Source organism: Terriglobus sp. ADX1 (assembly GCF_036877645.1).
In the GTDB taxonomy this organism is placed as follows: Bacteria; Acidobacteriota; Terriglobia; order Terriglobales; family Acidobacteriaceae; genus Terriglobus.
This window is the reverse complement of sequence record NZ_JAEDXV010000017.1, coordinates 19,496-38,239: the sequence shown is the minus strand read 5'-3', so window position 1 is coordinate 38,239 and position 18,744 is coordinate 19,496. Positions and strand designations below refer to the sequence as shown.

The 18,744-nt window shown below is 56.6% G+C and carries 18 protein-coding genes; 5 read left to right on the top strand and 13 right to left on the bottom strand.

Annotated features, from left to right (window positions below; all coding sequences use genetic code 11):
• Positions 1–8: 8 nt before the first annotated feature.
• Entirely contained in the window at positions 9–464 is a 456-nt protein-coding gene (locus JAO32_RS12470) for a peroxiredoxin (protein ID WP_334240843.1), read from the top strand.
• Between the two features lie 12 nt (positions 465–476).
• Here JAO32_RS12470 and JAO32_RS12465 read toward each other — a convergent pair whose 3' ends face one another.
• Positions 477–998 carry a hypothetical protein gene (locus JAO32_RS12465; protein WP_334240841.1) on the bottom strand — a complete coding sequence of 174 codons (522 nt, stop codon included), beginning with the start codon at positions 996–998 and terminating at the stop codon, positions 477–479.
• A gap of 166 nt (positions 999–1,164) precedes the next feature.
• Here JAO32_RS12465 and JAO32_RS12460 point away from each other — a divergent pair, with 166 nt between their 5' ends.
• Positions 1,165–2,334: an FAD-dependent monooxygenase gene (locus JAO32_RS12460; protein WP_334240839.1), complete on the top strand. Its 1,170-nt coding sequence runs from the start codon at positions 1,165–1,167 to the stop codon at positions 2,332–2,334.
• 9 nt (positions 2,335–2,343) lie between these two features.
• Here the strand turns inward: JAO32_RS12460 and JAO32_RS12455 are convergent, their stop codons facing one another.
• The 4 genes from JAO32_RS12455 to ftsZ all read right to left on the bottom strand — a co-directional run bounded on the left by JAO32_RS12455 (position 2,344) and on the right by ftsZ (position 7,920).
• Positions 2,344–3,060 (bottom strand): M15 family metallopeptidase, encoded by a 717-nt coding sequence (locus JAO32_RS12455; RefSeq protein WP_334240838.1) that lies wholly within the window; start codon positions 3,058–3,060, stop codon positions 2,344–2,346.
• 32 nt (positions 3,061–3,092) lie between these two features.
• Positions 3,093–4,688 (bottom strand): NAD(P)H-hydrate dehydratase, encoded by a 1,596-nt coding sequence (locus JAO32_RS12450; RefSeq protein WP_334240836.1) that lies wholly within the window; start codon positions 4,686–4,688, stop codon positions 3,093–3,095.
• A gap of 66 nt (positions 4,689–4,754) precedes the next feature.
• Positions 4,755–6,152, bottom strand: coding sequence for a penicillin-binding transpeptidase domain-containing protein (locus tag JAO32_RS12445; RefSeq protein ID WP_334240834.1), 1,398 nt, complete (start codon positions 6,150–6,152; stop codon positions 4,755–4,757).
• A gap of 142 nt (positions 6,153–6,294) precedes the next feature.
• The gene (gene ftsZ / locus JAO32_RS12440) at positions 6,295–7,920 is read right to left on the bottom strand and encodes a cell division protein FtsZ (RefSeq protein ID WP_334240832.1); all 1,626 of its coding nucleotides are present in this window, start codon (positions 7,918–7,920) and stop codon (positions 6,295–6,297) included.
• A gap of 291 nt (positions 7,921–8,211) precedes the next feature.
• Between ftsZ and JAO32_RS12435 the strand changes: the two genes are divergently transcribed.
• A complete protein-coding gene (locus tag JAO32_RS12435; protein ID WP_334240829.1) occupies positions 8,212–9,537 on the top strand; it encodes a sugar porter family MFS transporter in 1,326 nt (441 codons plus the stop codon).
• A 74-nt stretch (positions 9,538–9,611) separates the two neighbouring features.
• Here JAO32_RS12435 and JAO32_RS12430 read toward each other — a convergent pair whose 3' ends face one another.
• The 3 genes from JAO32_RS12430 to JAO32_RS12420 all read right to left on the bottom strand — a co-directional run bounded on the left by JAO32_RS12430 (position 9,612) and on the right by JAO32_RS12420 (position 12,872).
• Complete coding sequence (locus tag JAO32_RS12430) at positions 9,612–10,202, bottom strand: hypothetical protein (RefSeq protein ID WP_334240828.1); 591 nt, start codon at positions 10,200–10,202, stop codon at positions 9,612–9,614.
• A 44-nt stretch (positions 10,203–10,246) separates the two neighbouring features.
• Complete coding sequence (gene ftsA, locus JAO32_RS12425; RefSeq protein WP_334240826.1) at positions 10,247–11,476, bottom strand: cell division protein FtsA; 1,230 nt, start codon at positions 11,474–11,476, stop codon at positions 10,247–10,249.
• Positions 11,477–11,570: 94 nt separating this feature from the next.
• Entirely contained in the window at positions 11,571–12,872 is a 1,302-nt protein-coding gene (locus JAO32_RS12420) for a cell division protein FtsQ/DivIB (protein WP_334240823.1), read from the bottom strand.
• A gap of 141 nt (positions 12,873–13,013) precedes the next feature.
• Here JAO32_RS12420 and JAO32_RS12415 point away from each other — a divergent pair, with 141 nt between their 5' ends.
• Positions 13,014–14,372 (top strand): SGNH/GDSL hydrolase family protein, encoded by a 1,359-nt coding sequence (locus JAO32_RS12415; RefSeq protein ID WP_334240821.1) that lies wholly within the window; start codon positions 13,014–13,016, stop codon positions 14,370–14,372.
• Between the two features lie 32 nt (positions 14,373–14,404).
• On the opposite strand, the gene JAO32_RS12410 is transcribed toward JAO32_RS12415, so the two are convergent.
• From JAO32_RS12410 to JAO32_RS12395, 4 genes are all read right to left on the bottom strand, one after another.
• The gene (locus tag JAO32_RS12410; protein WP_334240820.1) at positions 14,405–14,875 is read right to left on the bottom strand and encodes a hypothetical protein; all 471 of its coding nucleotides are present in this window, start codon (positions 14,873–14,875) and stop codon (positions 14,405–14,407) included.
• Positions 14,876–14,985: 110 nt separating this feature from the next.
• Positions 14,986–15,144: a hypothetical protein gene (locus JAO32_RS12405; RefSeq protein ID WP_334240817.1), complete on the bottom strand. Its 159-nt coding sequence runs from the start codon at positions 15,142–15,144 to the stop codon at positions 14,986–14,988.
• 114 nt (positions 15,145–15,258) lie between these two features.
• The gene (locus tag JAO32_RS12400; RefSeq protein ID WP_334240815.1) at positions 15,259–15,603 is read right to left on the bottom strand and encodes a hypothetical protein; all 345 of its coding nucleotides are present in this window, start codon (positions 15,601–15,603) and stop codon (positions 15,259–15,261) included.
• A gap of 138 nt (positions 15,604–15,741) precedes the next feature.
• The gene (locus tag JAO32_RS12395) at positions 15,742–16,209 is read right to left on the bottom strand and encodes a hypothetical protein (RefSeq protein WP_334240814.1); all 468 of its coding nucleotides are present in this window, start codon (positions 16,207–16,209) and stop codon (positions 15,742–15,744) included.
• Between the two features lie 358 nt (positions 16,210–16,567).
• On the opposite strand from JAO32_RS12395, the gene JAO32_RS12390 reads away from it, so the two are divergent.
• Positions 16,568–17,902, top strand: a complete 1,335-nt coding sequence (locus JAO32_RS12390) for a hypothetical protein (RefSeq protein WP_334240812.1) — start codon at positions 16,568–16,570, stop codon at positions 17,900–17,902.
• A gap of 26 nt (positions 17,903–17,928) precedes the next feature.
• On the opposite strand, the gene JAO32_RS12385 is transcribed toward JAO32_RS12390, so the two are convergent.
• Positions 17,929–18,744, bottom strand: coding sequence for a DUF5677 domain-containing protein (locus JAO32_RS12385; protein WP_334240810.1), 816 nt, complete (start codon positions 18,742–18,744; stop codon positions 17,929–17,931).

Here is an 18,744-nt window from a genome sequence, read left to right as displayed (position 1 = left end):
TAGGAACTATGAAGATTGGCGACATCGTAGACTTTACGCTTCGGGATCAGGACGGCAACAGTGTCTCTCTTTCACAGTTTCGCGGATCGCCCGTGGTGCTGTTTTTCTATCCTCGTGCCGACACGCCGGGCTGCACCGTGGAAGCCTGCGAGTTTCGAGACATCTACAGCAAGCTAAAGTCTGCAGGCGCGGTTCTGTTGGGGATTTCGCGCGATACGGAAAAGGCGCAGAAGAAATTTGCCACGAAGTTTTCACTGCCTTACACGCTGCTGGCAGATCCGGAACTGGCTGTGGCCAAACAATTTGATGTAGTGCGCGACGCCACCATGTATGGCAAGCCGGTGATCAAGATTGAGCGATCGACGTTTCTGTTTGATCGCGAGGGCAAGCTCGCAGCTGAGTTTCGCAAGGTGAAGCCGGAAGGCCATGCAGCAGAAATGCTGGAGGCTATCCGGAAGGCTTAGCTACCGGACAGCTTAGTAGGCTGGAAAAATGAGGGTCTGCTGTGGGGAGATGCTCGCCTCTGTACCTTTTGCAGGGGCGGCATCGGCCGTCAGGCGTGCCCCTTGCTTGCCTTGTGCGGTAATCACCTCACTCAGCTCATCCTGACCGTTTACGCGCACGATCTGAAGGCTCAGTTCTCCAGCGCTGGACATCTGTCCGGCTGCGGCGACGGCTACTACGGTAAGCTCCACGGGACTTCCTGCTGGAGCATTGCCAACCGCTTTGACCAGTTTGCCGTGCAGCCTCTGGCCATTGGAGGCGTGTGCGCTGTCGACTGTCTGATCCAGATGGACCTCAAGCGGTGTACCGGCGGCAATGCCCAGGTTGCCGCGCATGGTCACTATGGGGAGAGAAGCATCACCGCTTGCGGTTCCATTGCTTCCTACGATGGAGAGCGTGCCCTGTGCAGGCGGGGCAGCGGCGAGAGAACTACTCTGCGCTGGCAGGCTGCACGCAAAGAACAGCAAGAACGCACTCTGTATAACAATTCGCATCAGCCTATTGGGATGAATTCTATCGCTGGCTGGGTTGTCGCGCATTTTGGCGCCGTTGCCGGTTCTGCGGCTATCTCAAGGTTTTGTAAACGCATCCGTTCTATAAAGGTCGTGATCAATTCGGTCGTACGACCGTAACGTGAGTGCACGAGGGGACTTGGGACGCATGACGACACGCATGGAAGATGTGATCATTGTGGGCGCAGGCCCCACGGGACTGGCCCTGGCAGCAGAGTTGCGGCGTCTCGGCATAGGGGCGATGTTGTTTGATCGTTTAGTAGAAGGCGCGAATACGTCGCGCGCCACTGTGGTTCATGCAAGAACGCTGGAAGTGCTGGAACCGCTTGGCATCAGCGATGTAATGGTGGCGCGCGGCATCCAGTTACGCGCCGGGCAGTTGCGGGAGAAAGGCGGCAAAATCAAGGCGACCATCGCATTTGATGAGTTGCCCACGAAGTACCCCTTTGTATTGGCATTGCCGCAGAACCTGACGGAAGAGATTCTGGTCGCCAGGTTGCGCGAATTAGGTGGTTCCATCGTTCGTCCCATTGAGGCCACGTCACTTACTCAAACTTCACAATGCGCAACGCTAACGTATACAGCCGCAGGCACGCTGGTGCAGGAACTATCAGCGCGCTGGGTGGTGGGTTGCGATGGTCTGCACAGCATGGTGCGGCAGGCGGTTGGCATTGACTTCACCGGCGGGGCCTATGAAGAGTCCTTCGTGCTTGCAGATGTTGAGATGGACTGGCCAATGTCCTCACATGCGGCGGCGAACACGCTGGAGCTGTTTCTTGGCGACGAGGGCATTACGTTGATTGCTCCTTTGCCGAACAACATCTGGCGCATCATCGCTACGCAGGCCAACCCGCCGCAACATCCCGATGTCCAAGACTGCCAGGCGATTCTGGATGCACGCACAGTTGCTGGAGCAAAGGTGCATCGCGTGGTGTGGTCGTCGCGGTTTCGTATTCAACATCGCGTGGCCGATAAGCTGCGGCAGGGGCGCGTGCTACTCGCAGGCGATGCTGCGCATGTGCATTCACCGGCTGGCGGACAGGGCATGAACACTGGCGTGCAGGACGCCATCACACTTGCAAATGCGCTGACTACGGCAATCCGCAGTGGCGACGAGTCAGAACTGGCAGCATGGGAAGAGAAGCGTTTGAAGATTGCGCATTCCGTCGTGAACACTACGGATAAGATGACGAAGCTGGCGCTGTCTTCCAATCCACTGGCGCATCTATTGCGCGAATCGATGCTGGGTTTAATGGGGCATGTGCCAGCGTTGGAACATGCGGTAGCAAGGCGATTGTCAGAGATTGATAACCGTTAGGGAAGTTTCCTATCGAATGTTCTCGAATGGAATATTCAGGATGGGGTATTGCTTCCAATCACGATAGTCAAAGTGCCACCACTCCGTTGGGTTTATCTCAAAGCCTTCCTTTGTCATGGCATGACGAAGAACGCTGCGCAATTTCCGCTCTTCCTCAGTGCCACCGGGATAATCAGCGTAGGCGCGTGCTGTCATCTCGTCATAGCCACTGGGCATGGTTACTTCTTCTCCTGTTTTCAGATCGTAGAGAGACAGGTCGACTGCGCAACCACGGTTGTGTTTTGAGCCAGCTTTGGGGTCGGCAACGAATATCTTCTGGTTGTTCGGTGTTGCATCCCAGAAGATTTTTGTCACGTACCACGGGCGATATCCATCGTGGATGATGAGCCCGTAACCAAGCGGTCGTAATGCACTGCTGGCACGCATCACAGCTTCAGCTGCGGGGCGTTGCAGGAAAGCGCGAGCCTGCGTGTAGACCGGCGTCCCGAGGAAGTTATTGGAAGTCGCATAACGGATGTCGAGCTTGATGGTGGGATCAAGTGTGATGAGTTCCACCAGATCGGGTGTACGGAAGTTGCCGGATTCTTTTGGCGGTTGCTCTTGAAGCGCCTTCTCGCGAAGCTCTTCCACGGGATGCAGCGGAGTGATGCGGAAAGAAGGCACCTGCCCATAAAGCGTGGTGCATGCAAGAACTGCACCGCAGAAGAAATGAAGTATTCGCTTCATGCTGCTGATGTTTGCACGAGACGGTTGCGGAATCAATCGTGCAGACCGCAGATCCATTCGCCAATGCTGTCGGCAGTGCGATAGCGGAAGGCGCTGCTGAGATGTGCGACGGTATCGGTAGCGAGTACCGTGTGTTCATCCATTTCGCGAGCCGCGAAGTCGCCTGCAAGGCCGTGAAGGTAGACGGCAGCCTCTACGGCTTCGCGTGGCTGGTTGGGTTTCTGCGCCAGACAAGCAGCCACGATGCCAGTGAGAATGTCCCCGGAACCCCCTTTGGCCATTGAGGGGTTCCCTGTGGTGTTTACCGCAACCGAGCCATCAGGGTGGGCAATAAGCGTGCGTGCACCTTTCAACACAAGTGTCACGCCGTGCTGTTGTGCGAAACTGCGCGCGAGGTTCAGGCGATCAGCCTGCACCTGCTTTGCGGTGATGCCGAGCAGAGTACCCATCTCACCGGGATGTGGTGTGAGCACGATGGTACGTGCGCCATGATGTGAAGCTTCCTTCAGGAATGCAGCCTGATCTTTAAATGCATTCAAGCCATCGGCGTCCAGCACCAGAGGTATATCGCTTTCAAGTACAAGGCGACGCACAAATTCCGGGGCTTCGCCGTTTGTGCCTAACCCAGGACCAACGGCAAGAACCGAGATTTTCTTTAGCCATTGGTCTTTTGTGCCGAGGTTTGCAAGTGCAACTGAGCCGGTTGCATCTTCGCTGAGCGGATGCGTCATGAGCTCCGGTGTAATCAATGCAACAGTATTCAAAATCGACTTTGGTACTGCGGCGGTGACCAGCCCTGCGCCTGCACGCAGCGCTGCAAGTGATGACATGGAAGGTGCGCCTGCTTTGCCTGCAGCGCCACCGATGAGCAATACATGGCCATACATGCCCTTGTTCGATTCAAAAGGCCGTGGCTCTTCCAAGATACGTTTCGCGCTGCCCGTCCATGTGAGTTTTTGCTCACTTTCAATGGCTGCGTCAGGAGAGCCGATGGGAGCAACAATGACAGGACCAGAAACGTCTGGTGCAGTGAGATGACCGAATGCATGCGCAAGCTTTGGCGCGGTGAAAGTTACAACTGCATTCGCTCGGAAGGCTCCTGCAGCGTATGTGTCAGCAAGGTTTGCGTCCCACCCACTGGGGAGATCAACCGCGATGACCGGAATCGTTGTATCTGCAACGATATCGCGTGCGACCGCCGCGGAGCCCCGCAGCGGTGGCGTAAAGCCTGTGCCGACAAGAGCGTCCAAAAGAACATCGGATTCGCGAATTGCAGATGGCAGCAGTTCCTTCACTGCAGCATCGTCTGTAAGCACATGGATAACAGAGGACTCAAGTGATTCGTATGCCGCAGCCGCATCACCTTTTAATTTGGCGACATCGCCCAGAAGAAACACTGCCACATTACGACCGGATTGAAGCAACACACGCGCTGCGACGAATCCGTCGCCGCCGTTGTTCCCTGTTCCGGCGAGAACGAGTATGCTCTTCGCGGTTGGATACTGCTGCAGCGTGAACTTTGCCACTGCGGTTCCTGCGTGTTCCATCAGTTCGCCAAAGGGAACGCTGAAATGCTCGGCGGTGGCGCGGTCTGTGGCGGACATCTCGGCTGCGGTCAGGATCTTCATGCTGCTCCATTCTAAGAAGAAGAGCCCGGCGATGGGCCGGGCTCGTTTCGTCCAAAATGCGTCGCGTTAGCAAGTGGTGGCGTTGACGGCGCAGGGCTTGGCAAATCCTGTTGGCAGCGGAGCCGTTGCCGGTGTGCCCGTTGTCTCCGTTGCTGGAAGAGTGCTGGCAGGCAAGGCCGCAGGAGTGGGGCTTTGTCCCGGAACCGCAGTGGTTGCAGCCGACGGATCGGTTGCCGGTGAGGTTGCTACCTGCGGAACGGCGTGCTGTTGGAAGTAGCTCTTATCTGCGAGCGCGCGATAGAAGATGCCTGTGAGTTCAGCGGCCTTGGGGCCGAAGGTGGGACGTCCGCCGGTGAGGAAGAAGACCGTTACGATGCGGCCGTTGGGACCGTCGCCGTAACCTGCAAACCAGCCAAAGCGTGTCCCGTTGTCAGAGCATGTGCCTGTCTTGCCGAGGATGGGAAATTCGCTGAAGTTGGTGCGAAGGCTGCGGGCTGTGCCATAAGATGCGTCTACTGCACCTGCCATGCCCGGCAGCATGTCCGGAATGTACTTCTGAATGTTCAGCGTGCGCTTCAGGCGCGGCTGAAAATTGGCGACCTCTTCCGGTGTGGTGGGGTGTTGCAGGTAGAAGAGCGAACCGCCGTTGGCAATGGCTGCAACGATAGCGCCAAGCTGCAGCGGCGTCATCTCAATGCTTTCGCCGAACGAGCACATCTTGCCCACGCCACCCTTGGATTCCGGCAGCGGATGGTCGGGATACACGCCAAGCTGCTCACCCGCAATGTTGTAGCCCGCAAGCTCACCCAGGCCAAACTGGTTGGCGTAATGCTTGACGGTTTCAAAGCCCATTTGGCGGCCCAGCTCTTCAAAGTACGGATTGATAGAACGGGCAAGGGCGTAGGTCAGATCGATCTTGTAGCCGTGCCCCAGGTTCACAGGAGTGTCTTTGGTGATGAGGCCTTCGGAGAGCGCCGCCAACGCGACGGTGAGCTTGATGGTGGAACACGGCTCCGCGCCAGGGCCAAGCGCCTGTTTCTGATTCACCATGGCCAGAACGCGGCCGTTCTGCGGGTCGATGGCCAGTGCGGTGCCGTTCATGTTGCCCAGAGCCTGAATCAGGGATGCACGGATGAGCGGATCTTCTCCGGCAGTGACATCGCCCAGGGTGATGTTGTCGACGTTCGTGGCAAATGACGGTGCGCTGAAGTGCTCCACGTAACGTACGCGACGAACCACACGGCGCTTGCCGTGGGTCACTACGACAACATTTGTGGCGGTGGCAGCCTTACGAGTTTTCTTGGTGTTGCGTGCAGTACCGGTGCGTGCCGTGGAGCTGTGCGCAAGCTGCGCCTTGCTGTGGTGGGCTTGCTTCGTGTTCTTGGTCATGGCCGGCGTGGCCACAACAGCGGAAAGAGCGAGCAGGGAACAGGCCGCAACACGCAGCGGTGAAAGGAAACTCATCGGCACAAAACTCCTTCATAGACTCGCCTCGCAAATGAAGCGAGGCGGGAAGGACGCCCGGCCCACGGTCCCTGCCGCAGATCTCCCGGTCCCTGCTAATTTAGACGTCCTTCACTGCCTTCAGGACGATTCAGTTGCTTCGTTACATGCTTCCCCGGCGCAAAAATGCGGGGATATCAAGCTCGTCGTGCTCTTCTTGTGGTTCGGTTGGTGCAAGTCCTCCAAAGGAGGGCACGCGAACGTCAGTACGCAGCGTGGTCTCTTCTACCCGGATCGTGGTTTCTTCCACAATATAGGTGCCGTCAGCGCGGCGCGGCCGGAGGAAAAAGTCGTCGTCAAAGACGCTGGCAGGCACGGGCACCAGTTCCGAAGGTTCCGGTTGCGTGGCGGAAGTCTGCGGTTGCGGTGCGGTGGTAAAGACCGGATTGGCCGGAGCGGCGCCTGTCTGCGGTTCTGCCTGGAAGACCGGAACTGCTTCTGTGCGAATCGTTTGCGGTTGCGATGAGAATGCGGGTGCCTGTGGCGTTTCCATGGGCTGCGGCACAAAGTTCTGTGGCTGCTGCGCTACAGGAGTTGGCGTTCCAAAGGTAGGTTGCGCCACAGGGAATGTCTGCTGCGGAACTGGCCGTGGCTGTGGTGCAGCGGACTGTTGGGGCGGATCCTGCTGTTGGACAGGGGGCGGTGCCACGTAGCGCGGCTGAATGGGCGGAACGTAACCCTGCTCTGCGGCAGCTACGGAACGGGCTGGGCCGGGTTCCAGAAGACGCTCGCGGCGCTCCAAACCGTCCTGTTTCGGTTCCTTGAAACCGGTGGCAATGACGGTGATTTTGATCTCGTCACCCATTTTTTCGTCCTGTACCGCGCCGAAGATGATGTTGGCGTCTTCGTGGGCAGCGTCCTGGATAAGCACAGCCGCATCATTGACTTCGCTGAGCTTGAGGGACGACGAACCTGTGATGTTGATGAGAATGCCGCGTGCACCGTCAATGGCGCCAGCCTCCAGCAGAGGCGATGCCATGGCAGCCTGAGCTGCTTCGCGGGCGCGGTTGTCGCCGCTGCGGACACCGGTGGCCATGACCGCATAACCCATGCCTGCCATCGTGGTCTTCACGTCGGCAAAGTCGCGGTTGATGATGCCGGGGATGGTGATGATGTCGGAGATGCCCTGCACGCCCTGTCGTAGCACGTCGTCGGCAATGCGGAAGGACTCGAAGAAACCAGCGTCCTTTGCCACAGCCAGCAGCTTCTCGTTGGGAATCACGATGACCGTATCGACAGCGTCCAGCAACTCCTGCAGACCACGCTCGGCCTGCATCATGCGGCGCTTTCCTTCAAAGGAGAATGGCCGCGTGACGACAGCAACGGTGAGCGCGCCCATCTCGCTGGCCAGCGATGCGATGACCGGGGCTGCGCCAGTGCCGGTGCCTCCGCCAAGGCCGGTGGTGACGAAGACCATGTCTGCGCCTTCCAGCGCTTCAATGATCTTGTCGGAGTCTTCCAATGCAGCGCGGCGACCCACATCCGGGTTTGCGCCTGCGCCCAGGCCGCTGGTGAGCTTCACGCCAAGCTGCAGCTTCACGGGTGCCATGGAAGTCTTCAGCGCTTGCACGTCTGTGTTCGCTGCGATAAATTCCACGCCCTCCACGCCTGCGGCGATCATGCGATTCACAGCGTTATTTCCGCCGCCTCCTACGCCGATGACCTTGATACGCGCTCCGCGTTGCATGTCGTCGTGGTAGTGGATTCGCAGATCTTCATCGGGCATCATGGCTGGGGACTCCTTTATCCGGCAGGGGGAAGACACAATCGCAAATGCGAAATAGCTTTGCGCATTTACATAACGTGCTTTCTGATTCTGTCACGTTGGACTGTGCGGATGCGCGTGCAAAACCCTGCCGAATCCTGTGCAGAGTTCCATACTTGATTCCTCCCCTGCAATTTCTCAAAACCGTGACCTTTTCAGAGGGACTTACAGGAAAGGTAGTTCGGAAGTTTCGCGGAGAGGGTTCGTCCATGTACAGTGCGCAGTGAACACTTTCTGGCAATTTTTCGGAGGCGTATGCAGATCAATGCGCAGGTAGTACGCGCAACAGCAGTGGCAGGACTCGGCGGCTTGCTTTTCGGTTTTGACACGGTTGTAGTTTCCGGCACCAACGCCTCTTTGACAGCGCTTTATCATCTGTCGCCCAGTGGACTTGGTTTTACAGTAGCTTCCGCGCTCGTTGGCACCGTCATTGGTGCTCTGACCGCAGGCATTCCGGGCCAGCGGTTGGGACGTCGTGACAGCCTCCGTATTATGGCTGCGCTGTATTTCATCGCAGCATTAGGCTGCGCCTTTGCGTGGAGCTGGCCCTCTCTGATCGTCTTCCGCGTTCTTAGCGGCCTGGCAATCGGCGGTTCCAGCGTACTGGGTCCCATGTACATCTCTGAGCTTTCACCGGCGCAGTATCGCGGACGCCTGGTGGGCTTCTTCCAGGTGAACATCGTGGTCGGTGTTCTGATCGCTTACCTGTCGAACTATTCGATTGGTTTGCTGCGGCTTGGCGCAACGGAATGGCGTTGGCAGCTTGGCGTTGCGGCAATTCCGGCAGCATTGTTTGTGATTGCCCTGTTCGGCATTCCGCGCAGCCCGCGCTGGCTGGCCATGATGGGCCGCAAGGAAGAAGCTCTAAAAGTGCTGAACCTGATTGGCGATCCCGATCCGGAAAAGCGTTACCAGCGCATTGAAGACGAAATCAACGAAGAACGCGCCGTGGCCCACATGCCGCTGTTCCGCAAGGCGCATGCGCGCGGTATCTTCGTTGCCGTAACGGTTGGCGCGTTTACGCAGTTTTCCGGTATCAACGCCATCCTGTATTACCTGAGTGACATCTTCCGTCTTGGCGGTGCTACCAGCATTTCCAGCGCAGGACAGTCTGTTGCAGTGGGCGCAACGAACCTGGTGGCAACGTTAATTGCCATGTCATTGATCGACAAGATCGGTCGCAGGAAACTGCTGCTGACTGGCACTGTTGGCTTGGTGATCTGCCTCTTCCTGGTAGGTCTGATCTTCCACATGGATACACACAAGAGCCTGCTGGTCTGGCTGCTGATGGCGTACATCGCCTGCTTTGCCTTCTCGCAGGGCGCAGTGGTGTGGGTGTACATCAGTGAAGTTTTCCCGACTGCGGTTCGCGCGAAGGGACAGGCTCTTGGAAGCTCGTCTCACTGGATCTTCAACGCGATCATCTCTTACGCATTCCCAGTGATGTTGCGCCGCTCCAGTGCTGCGACTTTCTGGTTCTTCTCCGCCATGATGGTGCTGGACCTGGTGTTGGTGAGCACGTTATATCCGGAGACAAGCAATGTGTCGCTGGAAGATATCTCCGCACATCTGAGTCACTAAATCCAACGTGTACGGCAATGAAGAAAGGCCCGGCTTTTGCCGGGCCTTTCTTATGTCATCAAATTCGTTGCATCTTACCGATTCCGAAGCGTGTGAAAGACGATACCAACGCTCACCGATTCCACAGAGTTGGACTTTACGCCGCCCATGCCGATGTTCTGACCAATGCCCACTTCGGGGATGCGCACTGCCATGATCGGCAGCAGATTTATATCGAGGCCACCGACAACACGATAGGCGAAGAAGTTGTCGATACGATCACGCCGATTCCATCCGAAAAGTACTTCACCGTATGGCGTGAGGAAGCCCTTATCTGCGGAGAAGCTGGCGCGGACACCGCCCAATGCTTCGTCCATGCGGAATGCATTCTGGCCAGACTGAACATACGAGGCAGACTTGTTGCTCTTGTAAATGTCTCCGCGTACATCGACACCCAGCAGAGCCGGTCCCATCTGCTTCCACTGGTAGTACACGCCGCCACCGCCGCCAATCGCGCGATCTACGCCATCGTTATACGAGCAGGGCAGAGGAGCGTCCTTGCAGGCCACACCCGCAGCGCGTTCCACGTTGATGGTGCCGTAAACGCCCACCTGGGCATTTGCATGAACCGTGACGAGAGGCAGGGCAGCTGCCGCCAGAACCAGATGCAGGAACTTCAACTTCATATGCAATGAGTTTACCTGCATGGCAGCAGGAACCGGGGAGTCCTTTAGAAGCTACCTGCAAATAGCGATTTCAGCTTTTGCTTCAGGCCCATCTCTTCGCTGGCGCGGCGTACCTGGGTCCGGTGGGTGTACAGCAGCATTCCGATAGCTGTGGCGAACTCTGGTCCGGCCAGTTCCTGAGGCATGCGTGACAGCGGCACAGGCGACCCTACGCGTGCAGGCGTGCGCAACAGGCTTTCCGCCACATCCAGCAGCCCAGCCAGTTTTGCGCCACCACCAGTCAGTACGGCACCGGTGCCAAGTGCTTCTAAAACGCCGCCCTGGCGAAGGTTGTCACGCAACATGGTGAACAGTTCACGCGCGCGCGGTTCCAGAATCTCTGCCAGAAAACGTTGTCGAACCAGCCGTGGCGCTGTCGAACCGCCAGTGGACAAATTGCCGCCCACTTCAATCTCGTTCAGGGAAGGCACGCTGGTGACAACGCAGTTGCCGTACATCAGCTTCAGCTGTTCGGCTTCTTCCGTGCTCACATGCAGACCGACAGCAAGGTCATTCGTAAAGTGATCGCCACCAATCGGAAGCACAGCTGTATGAGCGACCGATCCCTCAAAAAACACCACCAGTTCCGTGGTGCTGGCCCCAATGTCAGCCAGGCAGACGCCCAGTTCACGCTCATCGGCGCTCAGAACAGATTCAGCGGAAGCAATGCCTTCGTAGACCGTATCCACCACTTCCAACCCTGCGCGATTCGCGCATGTCACCACGCTCTGCGCTACGCCACCACTGCAGGTAGAGAGATGAAGATTCACTTCCAGCTTGGTGCCCACCATGCCGATGGGGTCGTGAATGCCGGGCTGGTCGTCCAGAATGAATTCCTGAGGCAACAGGTGCAGAATCTCACGGTCTGCGGGCAATGCGACCGAACGTGCGCGATCCACGGCGGCACGAACTTCTTCGCGTGTGATCTCGCGCATGCGGCTACCCATGGAGATGCCACCGCGTGAATTGATGCCTTTTACATGCGTGCCGCCAATGCCGACAACAGCCGTTTCAATACCGATGCGCGTCATGCGTTCTGCGGTCAGGGCCGCGCGATTGATGGCGTCGGCTGCAGGACCAAGTTCCGCGATCAAACCCTTGCGCATGCCTTTGGAGCGTTCGATCCCGTGGCCGCGATAACGCAGCACGCCGTCCTGCAACTCCGCCACCAGCACGCAGCTCTTCTGGCTACCGGCGTCCAGTACGGTGATCAGGTTGTCGTTCTTCTCTTTCACAGAACGCCACGGCTCCTTCGTGCATGATACTTGGGTGTTGCGACACCTTTCGAGCCTGCAACGAACACTTGTGCAGGGCTTCTACTCCTGACGGCTATTGCGCTTTTGCTGTCGTTGTGGCGTTGCGGGCCTTCTCCCGCTTTGCCATCCAAGCCTTAATAGCTTCTACCCGCTTACGCGTTGCGGCTTCCTTTTCCTGTGCTTTTGTCGGTGCCTTGTGTGCGGCTGGTGCATGTGGCTTCGGTTCCGTTGGCTTTGCAGGAGTGTTCACCGCCGCCACTTTTGCCGAAGGAGCAGACGCCTTCACTGGAACGTTAGCCTTCGCCACCTGGATCGGTGCATTCTTTTGCGCAGGCGCAGCGTTTTGCGCCGTTGTTGCGTCCGGAGCCGCAGGCCCATTCACCACGGTGGAATCCTTGACTGGCATTTGCAGTACGACTTGCCGTTCGTAGCGCATGTCCACACCGCTCAGGCGTGGGTATGTGGTGTGCCACTCTGCAATGTGTTCCTGAAATTTATGGAAGCGCTTCAAGAAGTCCTGCGTGCCGAAGTGCACCATCACATCCTGATTGCTGTACGGAATCAGCGCCTTCACATCCTCAGGATCAGAGAGGTCTACTTCACTCAACTGCGCCGATGTGTTCTTGCCGTCTGAATCGAGATCCTTCAGAAATGCTGCATAAAGCTGCATCTTCTGCTGACGTGATGTCGCAGCGTCTGCCGCTTTGATGCCGGTGATAACAGGGAACGTATAGCGTGCGTTGCCAGGAGCGTCCGGCGGAATATCCAGCACAACGCCGGTCGCGTCAATCAAGCCAATGTCTCCGCCCTGTCGCAAATAAGCAACGGGAACACGTTCCGTAACATGCACGCGTAGACGATTCGGCAGTAACCGCATCACAGTGGCGTGTTCAACCCAGGGCATCTGCTCTAGCTGTGTGCGGCGCTCCTGCAACGGTACGTGGAAGATGTTGCGATCTACGTCTTCACCAAAGACGCTGAGCATCTGCGCGCGAGAGAGATGGCTGTTGCCATCCAGTTCCATCTGCTGCGACGACGTGATGCGGAAGGTGTCGCTGGTGGTCATATAGCGCATCGCGGTGTAGCATCCTGCAGCCACCGCAGCGAGCGACAAACCGACAGACACGCCCGCGATAATCCATCCATTGCGAGTCTTGGGGATCAGACCGCGGCGAATGCGACGATTGCGCCCACTGGCGCGGAGGAAGGCTTCCGTATCGGCGTCTTCGGTAAAGTCATCCACCATCTCACGACGCGGACGCACCGATTCCACCGCCGGACGGCGGAAAGGAACTGGCCCGGGACGCGATGCCATACCGTCCTCATCATCGAGGACTGCAGCGAGCGCGCCACCATTCTTTTGAAGCTTCCGCATGCCTGAGCAGGGCCGCGGAGAATCGCCTGCGGCCATCTTACAGTGCTGAGATGCGGCATTCGCACGGAAACAGTGGTTTGCCGGAACCTAGCTGGGCAATCCCTGGACCGCTGGTGGCTGCGACCAAATACAATTCCGCCCATGCGACTTTCCTTTGCTGCGCCGTTGTTTGTTCTGGCCTCTCTTCTTCCTGCTGCTGGGTTTGCTCAGAAAGATTCGGACTGGGTGGGTACCTGGACCAGCGCAGCCATGCCGCTGGCGCAGCCCTCTGACAAGGCGAAGCTGCCACTTGGCTATGACGATGTCGCCGTGCGGCAGGTGGTGCACATCAGCCAGGGTGGCAAGAGGCTTCGCGTCGCGTTCACTAACGAGTTCGGCACCACGCCCCTGCACATCCGCAGCGCCCACGTGGCGTTTCTGGCTGCGGGATCAAGGATTCTGCCCGCAACAGATAAGGCGCTTACCTTCGCGGGAAGCCCTGAGGTCACCATTGCTCCCGGGCAGTTTGCCTACTCCGATGCCGTCAAGGAGACGGTGCCCATCTTCTCCGATGTCGTGATCACGACGGCTATTCCGGCACAGACCATGCCGACGATTACCTACCACGCGCTGGGGATGACGACGACCTGGTTCGCTCCGGGTGGCGATGTAGCTGCGGCGGAGTTTGAGTCGCCTGCAGCCGTTTCGCCGGGTGTTCAGCCTCCGGATGTGTCAGCGCCCGTGCGCAGCCTGTCACGTGGTGAATCTCCGGTACAGGAACCGGTTGTGAAACCGCAACCGGGTGCGGGCACGAAGATGGTTGCGACTGCAGGTGTAATCAAGACGAGTTCCTGGTACTTCCTGAAGACCGTGGAAGTGGATAAGGAGCGGCACTCTGCTGCCGTTGTCACCATTGGCGATTCCATTACGGATGGGGCGCGGTCTACTCCGGATACGAATCGGCGGTGGCCGGATCAGCTTGCTCCTTTGTTGGCAGCCAATAAGAAGACCAAGCGGTTGAGCATCCTGAATGTGGGGATCAGCGGGAATCGGGTGCTGAAGTTTGGGGCGGGGCCGAGTGCGCTGGATCGGTTTGACCGGGACGTGGTGAAGCAGCCGGGCGCGAAGTATGTGGTGCTGTTGGATGGCATCAACGACATTGGCAACATGCATCGTGCGCCGGTGGACGCGATCACCGAGAAGGAGATGCTGGATGCTTATACGACGCTGGCCAACAAGGCACATGCTGCGGGACTGAAGATCATCGCTGCGACTCTGTTGCCGTATGAAGGCGCGAAGTATTACAGCGAAGATGGCGAACAGATCCGCGAGCATCTGAACACGTTCTTCCGCACAAGCAAGCTATTCGATGGTGTGATCGACTTCGACAAGATCATTGGCGATCCGCAACATCCGCTGCGCTTCAACCCGAAGTACGATTCGGGCGATCATCTGCATCCTTCGGACGCAGGTTACACGGCGATGGCTGCGGGAATTGACCTGAAACTGTTCCGCAAATAGCGAGTTATTCGCTGTTTTTTTGCGCGTTTTCGCTACTTCTTGGCCAGCTTGATGGTCTGGTGCAGAGTCTTGTAGCAGGGGATGGCGTCGGCGGCGTGGGTGGTGAGGGTGTCACGGACGCTGGCGTCGTACAGTACGGAGTCCCCGGGGCGTAGGAAGATGTCCGTTGCAGCGGCATCGCACTCGGGTTCGCGTGTGACTTCCATGTCAAACACCTGCTCGTGGTGCAACAGGTCCTGACGGATGGGCAGGCCGAAGCCGGGGTATTGGTCGACCAGCTTCACGAACTGGTGTTCGGTGCCTTTGGTGCTGACGTCCGCGAGATATACGTCCTGATTGCCCGCGAAGCTCTGATGGGACGAACTGCTGACGGCCAGGATGCGAACCTGTGCCTTCATGGGCTTGGACTGGTTGGTGAAGGGGGTGGGGCGGGCGGCGGTGAGCGTGGCGGTGATCCCCAGCAACACGGGTAATACGGTCCATCGCATGGGTTTCAGGGTCACGTTACGCCTCCAAGAGGGAAGTTTACTCTACGGACTCTGACTTCGGCTGCGCGGATATGGGAAGCAGGACGACATCATCGTCCTGCTGCGCCGGAATAGGACGGAACCGCTTACTGCTTGGTCTTGAGGATGAACTTCTGCAGTCGGCCGATCTCCTCGCGGTGCGTGGCGAGGACGATGTTGCGCTCAAGGGTGTTGGGCTGCTTTACGACCTGATCCCATGCGGTTTGTTCTGTGGCGAGGGCTGCCTTTGCTTGATCCAGATTCATGGTTTTGCCTTTCGTCGTACAAGTTTGCAAGTTGGTTGAGCTGTTGACCTTAATCCGAAAAGGGCATGCCGAAGGAGAGTATCGCGCACCGTGGGGGGCGGTGCAGGCGACCCATCACTGGATGCTCTTGTCCATCTCACCCCAGATACGCAGGGCGAAGTCGTTCAGGTAGAGGAAGCGCAGCTTGTCCGAGGTGGTGCCTTTCTCGGCGTAGATGCTGATCTCGCTTAGTCGCTGTGTTTGGGCAGAGGCAATCAGATAAGGCCACATACTGATGGCGGGTGAGTTGTTCGGATTGTCCAACTCCCGGCGGCTTTGGGAGAGGATGGAATAGAGAGTTGGGTGTTCTGAATGACGGCAGAGCTCGAGTCCCGAACCCATCTCCGGCGCCTCAGCACGTTTCGGTGCGGGCTGTAGAGTGCCGCAAAAGACGACATCCTTCATTTCGTAGGTAGTCATATTCACTCCAGACGGCTGACTTGCGGAAGTGCGCTCGTCTAGAGGTGAAGTCCGGAAGGTGGACTAGAGGCGAGAAAGGTGTGCTGTTCTTAGCATAGTCCTTTCCGGGAAAGCGTGCCGGACGCAGAGTAGTATGTTTCACCTGCCGCGCTGTTCCGGGGCGATCATGTTGCCTTCGGGGGTGACCTCCACTTCGGAGACGGGTTCGACGGCGTAGCTGTGGTCGAAGCGGCGGGAGACGCAGTTGGTGCTGGCTAGCTGGAGGCCATAGAGCAGGGCGGTGGCTCGGGACTGCTCCAGGCGGCCTGCGGCTAAGGCGTTGAGTACGGTGGAGATGGCCATCTGGACGGAGGTGCGGTCTTCCAGCGGGCCGAGGTCGAGTGTCTGGGTTGGAGCGGGTTCCATGCCGACGAGCGTGCCTGACTTGTCGAGGACGGGAAGCATGACCTCAGAGCTGCGTTGCGGTGCGATGGCGCTGCGATGCTGCTGGTGCAGGCGGTTGTGGAAGTAGCAGAAGTCGGCTTTGAGGAGGCGCGGCGATTGGCAGCGGTCTCCGTTGGAGCGGATGTGGCGGCAGATTCGGTAGTAGGTTTTCGCTTCTCTCATGGTTCGTTCCCTTTCGTTGTTGTGGTTGGAAAAGCAGAAGGCCAGCCTTTCGGCTGGCCTGTGGCGGGGAGGGGTACCCCCCCCCCCCCCTGTTTTTCTAAAATCCTCTTTCTATTGGGTTTACGGCGCTGGTGGCGCTAAAATCGTCTGCCCATTGGGGTTAGGGGCAAAATCGTCTTTCTAAACGAGTTAGGGCCGCGCGATGCGCGACCCTAATTTTTGTCCCTAGTTCTATTGTAGCGAGTCTGAGGAAATACCATGCCAACTCTATTTGCTTTGGTTTGTTGGGATTAACTGGTTTGAGGCTTGACATGATTCGCCATGAGGGTTTGGATGACACCGCAATTATGCTCGGGACATGGGGATCTTCGCGAGGAGATACATTCAGCGCGCACTTGATGAACTCGCACTTGTAGTTGCGCAAGAAACTATCAATGACTGGGTGCGTCGCCTAAACATGCCGTTGCGCGATTATTCTGCAATCGAATGGGAAGTTGCCATTGTTCACTGTCTGTCGGGACTAGGAAAGCTTCATCACGAGCCATCACTTGGAACATCTCGTATCGATATCGTCTTTAGTCGTGGAACGCTGAACTTTGGCGCCGATTGTGTGGCCATTTCAGATCACAGCCAGCATGAGAGAAATCCAATCGAGGTATTTCTCGGACACGCTAACAACTCGATTAGGTCGGCTGGAATAACTACTGGTCGCTTCACAGTCCAAATAAACGAAGAACAACCGTCTGTGACTCGGTTTCATAATCGGCGTAAGAGATTGCAGCTTCCACCCGTTACGCAGATGAAGGAAATTTTGCAAGACGAAGAATTTCAGGATTTCCTTCGGGTAGTCAAAACCACTGGAATTAAGGCATCTTTCCGACTGGTCAGAAAGTCTCCACAAATAGACGTAGCTTTCATTTATGAAAGTGGCATCGGAAATGGCCACGCTACTGTCGGAGCATATGTGTCCTACACCTCAACCACAGCTAAAGACGACAATCCTCTTTTCAATGCTCTCAAATCAAAAGCCAAACAATTGAAGAAGTCGGGCTATGTAGGCTTACGAGGCATCATCGTATGTGACCGTGACGCTACGATCTTGCGGGAAATGTCTAATTGGTCAACATTTACCAAGCATGAAGTCGTGAATGAATTTTTCCGTCAGAACAGCTCTGTGAATTTTGTTCTTACGATAGCGATAGATACAAGCTTTGGCGTATTCAGCCGATTTGAACGAGCTTATAAGGCGGAACTGTTCGTCAACGCGAATGAGATTCCAAACTGGGCAACCGAGCTCAAAGAACTATTTGATGCGATGGTTGTTCGACTACCTGCTATTCAACAGACCCCACAGAATTCAGATCTGGAAATGAAGCATCACCAAGCGACGATCACTGATGCTCCATACCGAGGAGGATGGTCAATGAAGTATGGTACTGGCTCAGTAGAAGTCACCATATCCACGAGAGAGTTGCTTGATTTATTCGCTGGCCGGCTAAGCTTTGAAAGCTTCGATAGGCATCATACGGAATCCGGGAAAAATGTCTTTGCGCGTCTGCGTGAATCGGGCCACTTGATTTCGGGAGTATCTGTCGAGAAATGCAGGGACGAAGATGACGACAAAATTACTTTTTTATTTGGCCCGAAAGATGCTGCAGTAGCAAAGTTTCAGAGCCGTCGGCGTGATTCCTAAAGCTTTAGAGACGATCCGGTCGTTTCTTACTCCTTGCGAATAAATCTACCTACTTCACGACTGAAGATGAATTTTTCTAGGACGGTGAACGTAGAAGGGACGACAATACCCATTCCGTAGATCGCATAAGAAGTGACTTGTTTTGAATAAGAAATGAGCAAAGTGATGCAGCGTTCTGAAATTGCGGGTACGCGCTCCGTTGAATCATCTCGAAATGCGAATAGATCACCGTCTAGCACTTTGCTGTAATCCATCGCAGTCTGTGAGCAGTGAACGAAATGCGATGTGTAGTAGTAATCAAACGCTCTCCGGATTCTCTTGTAGCCTATGTCAGCATCTGATGGGTCGAGTGGATGTTCGACTTCGGTAGCTGCCTTCGCGAATGATCGCTCTCCAGACCAATGGTCGTATGCGGCTTTAGTATCTGGATACAGACCCCATTCTGCAGCGTACCTTGCGATGTGTTGCTTCTCAGGCTCAGACTGCGCCTCGGCCTGAGCAAAATGAAGCCACAGCCTACGATCAGCTTTCGAGGCAGAAGCGAACTTCATCGTTCGTTTGATAAGTAAGTCTGGGACTGCTGTGATGTACCTCAACGTGAGCGCACACTCAACAATACTTCTGGAAAGCCCGTAGGCTTCATTGCACCAGCCGTCACGAATGAGTGAGAGGCAAGCGTCGCATAGTGAAAAGGTCTTGCTTAGTAGCTCAAACGCCAAGTGGTCGAACGGGTATCTGTGTGCGACTCGCCTTACCACGCCGAGATCATTCAATTGAGAACGCAACTCTGCGATGAAGTCAGAGGCGAGAGCGATGTACTCGATAACCTCCGTCTCAGTCAT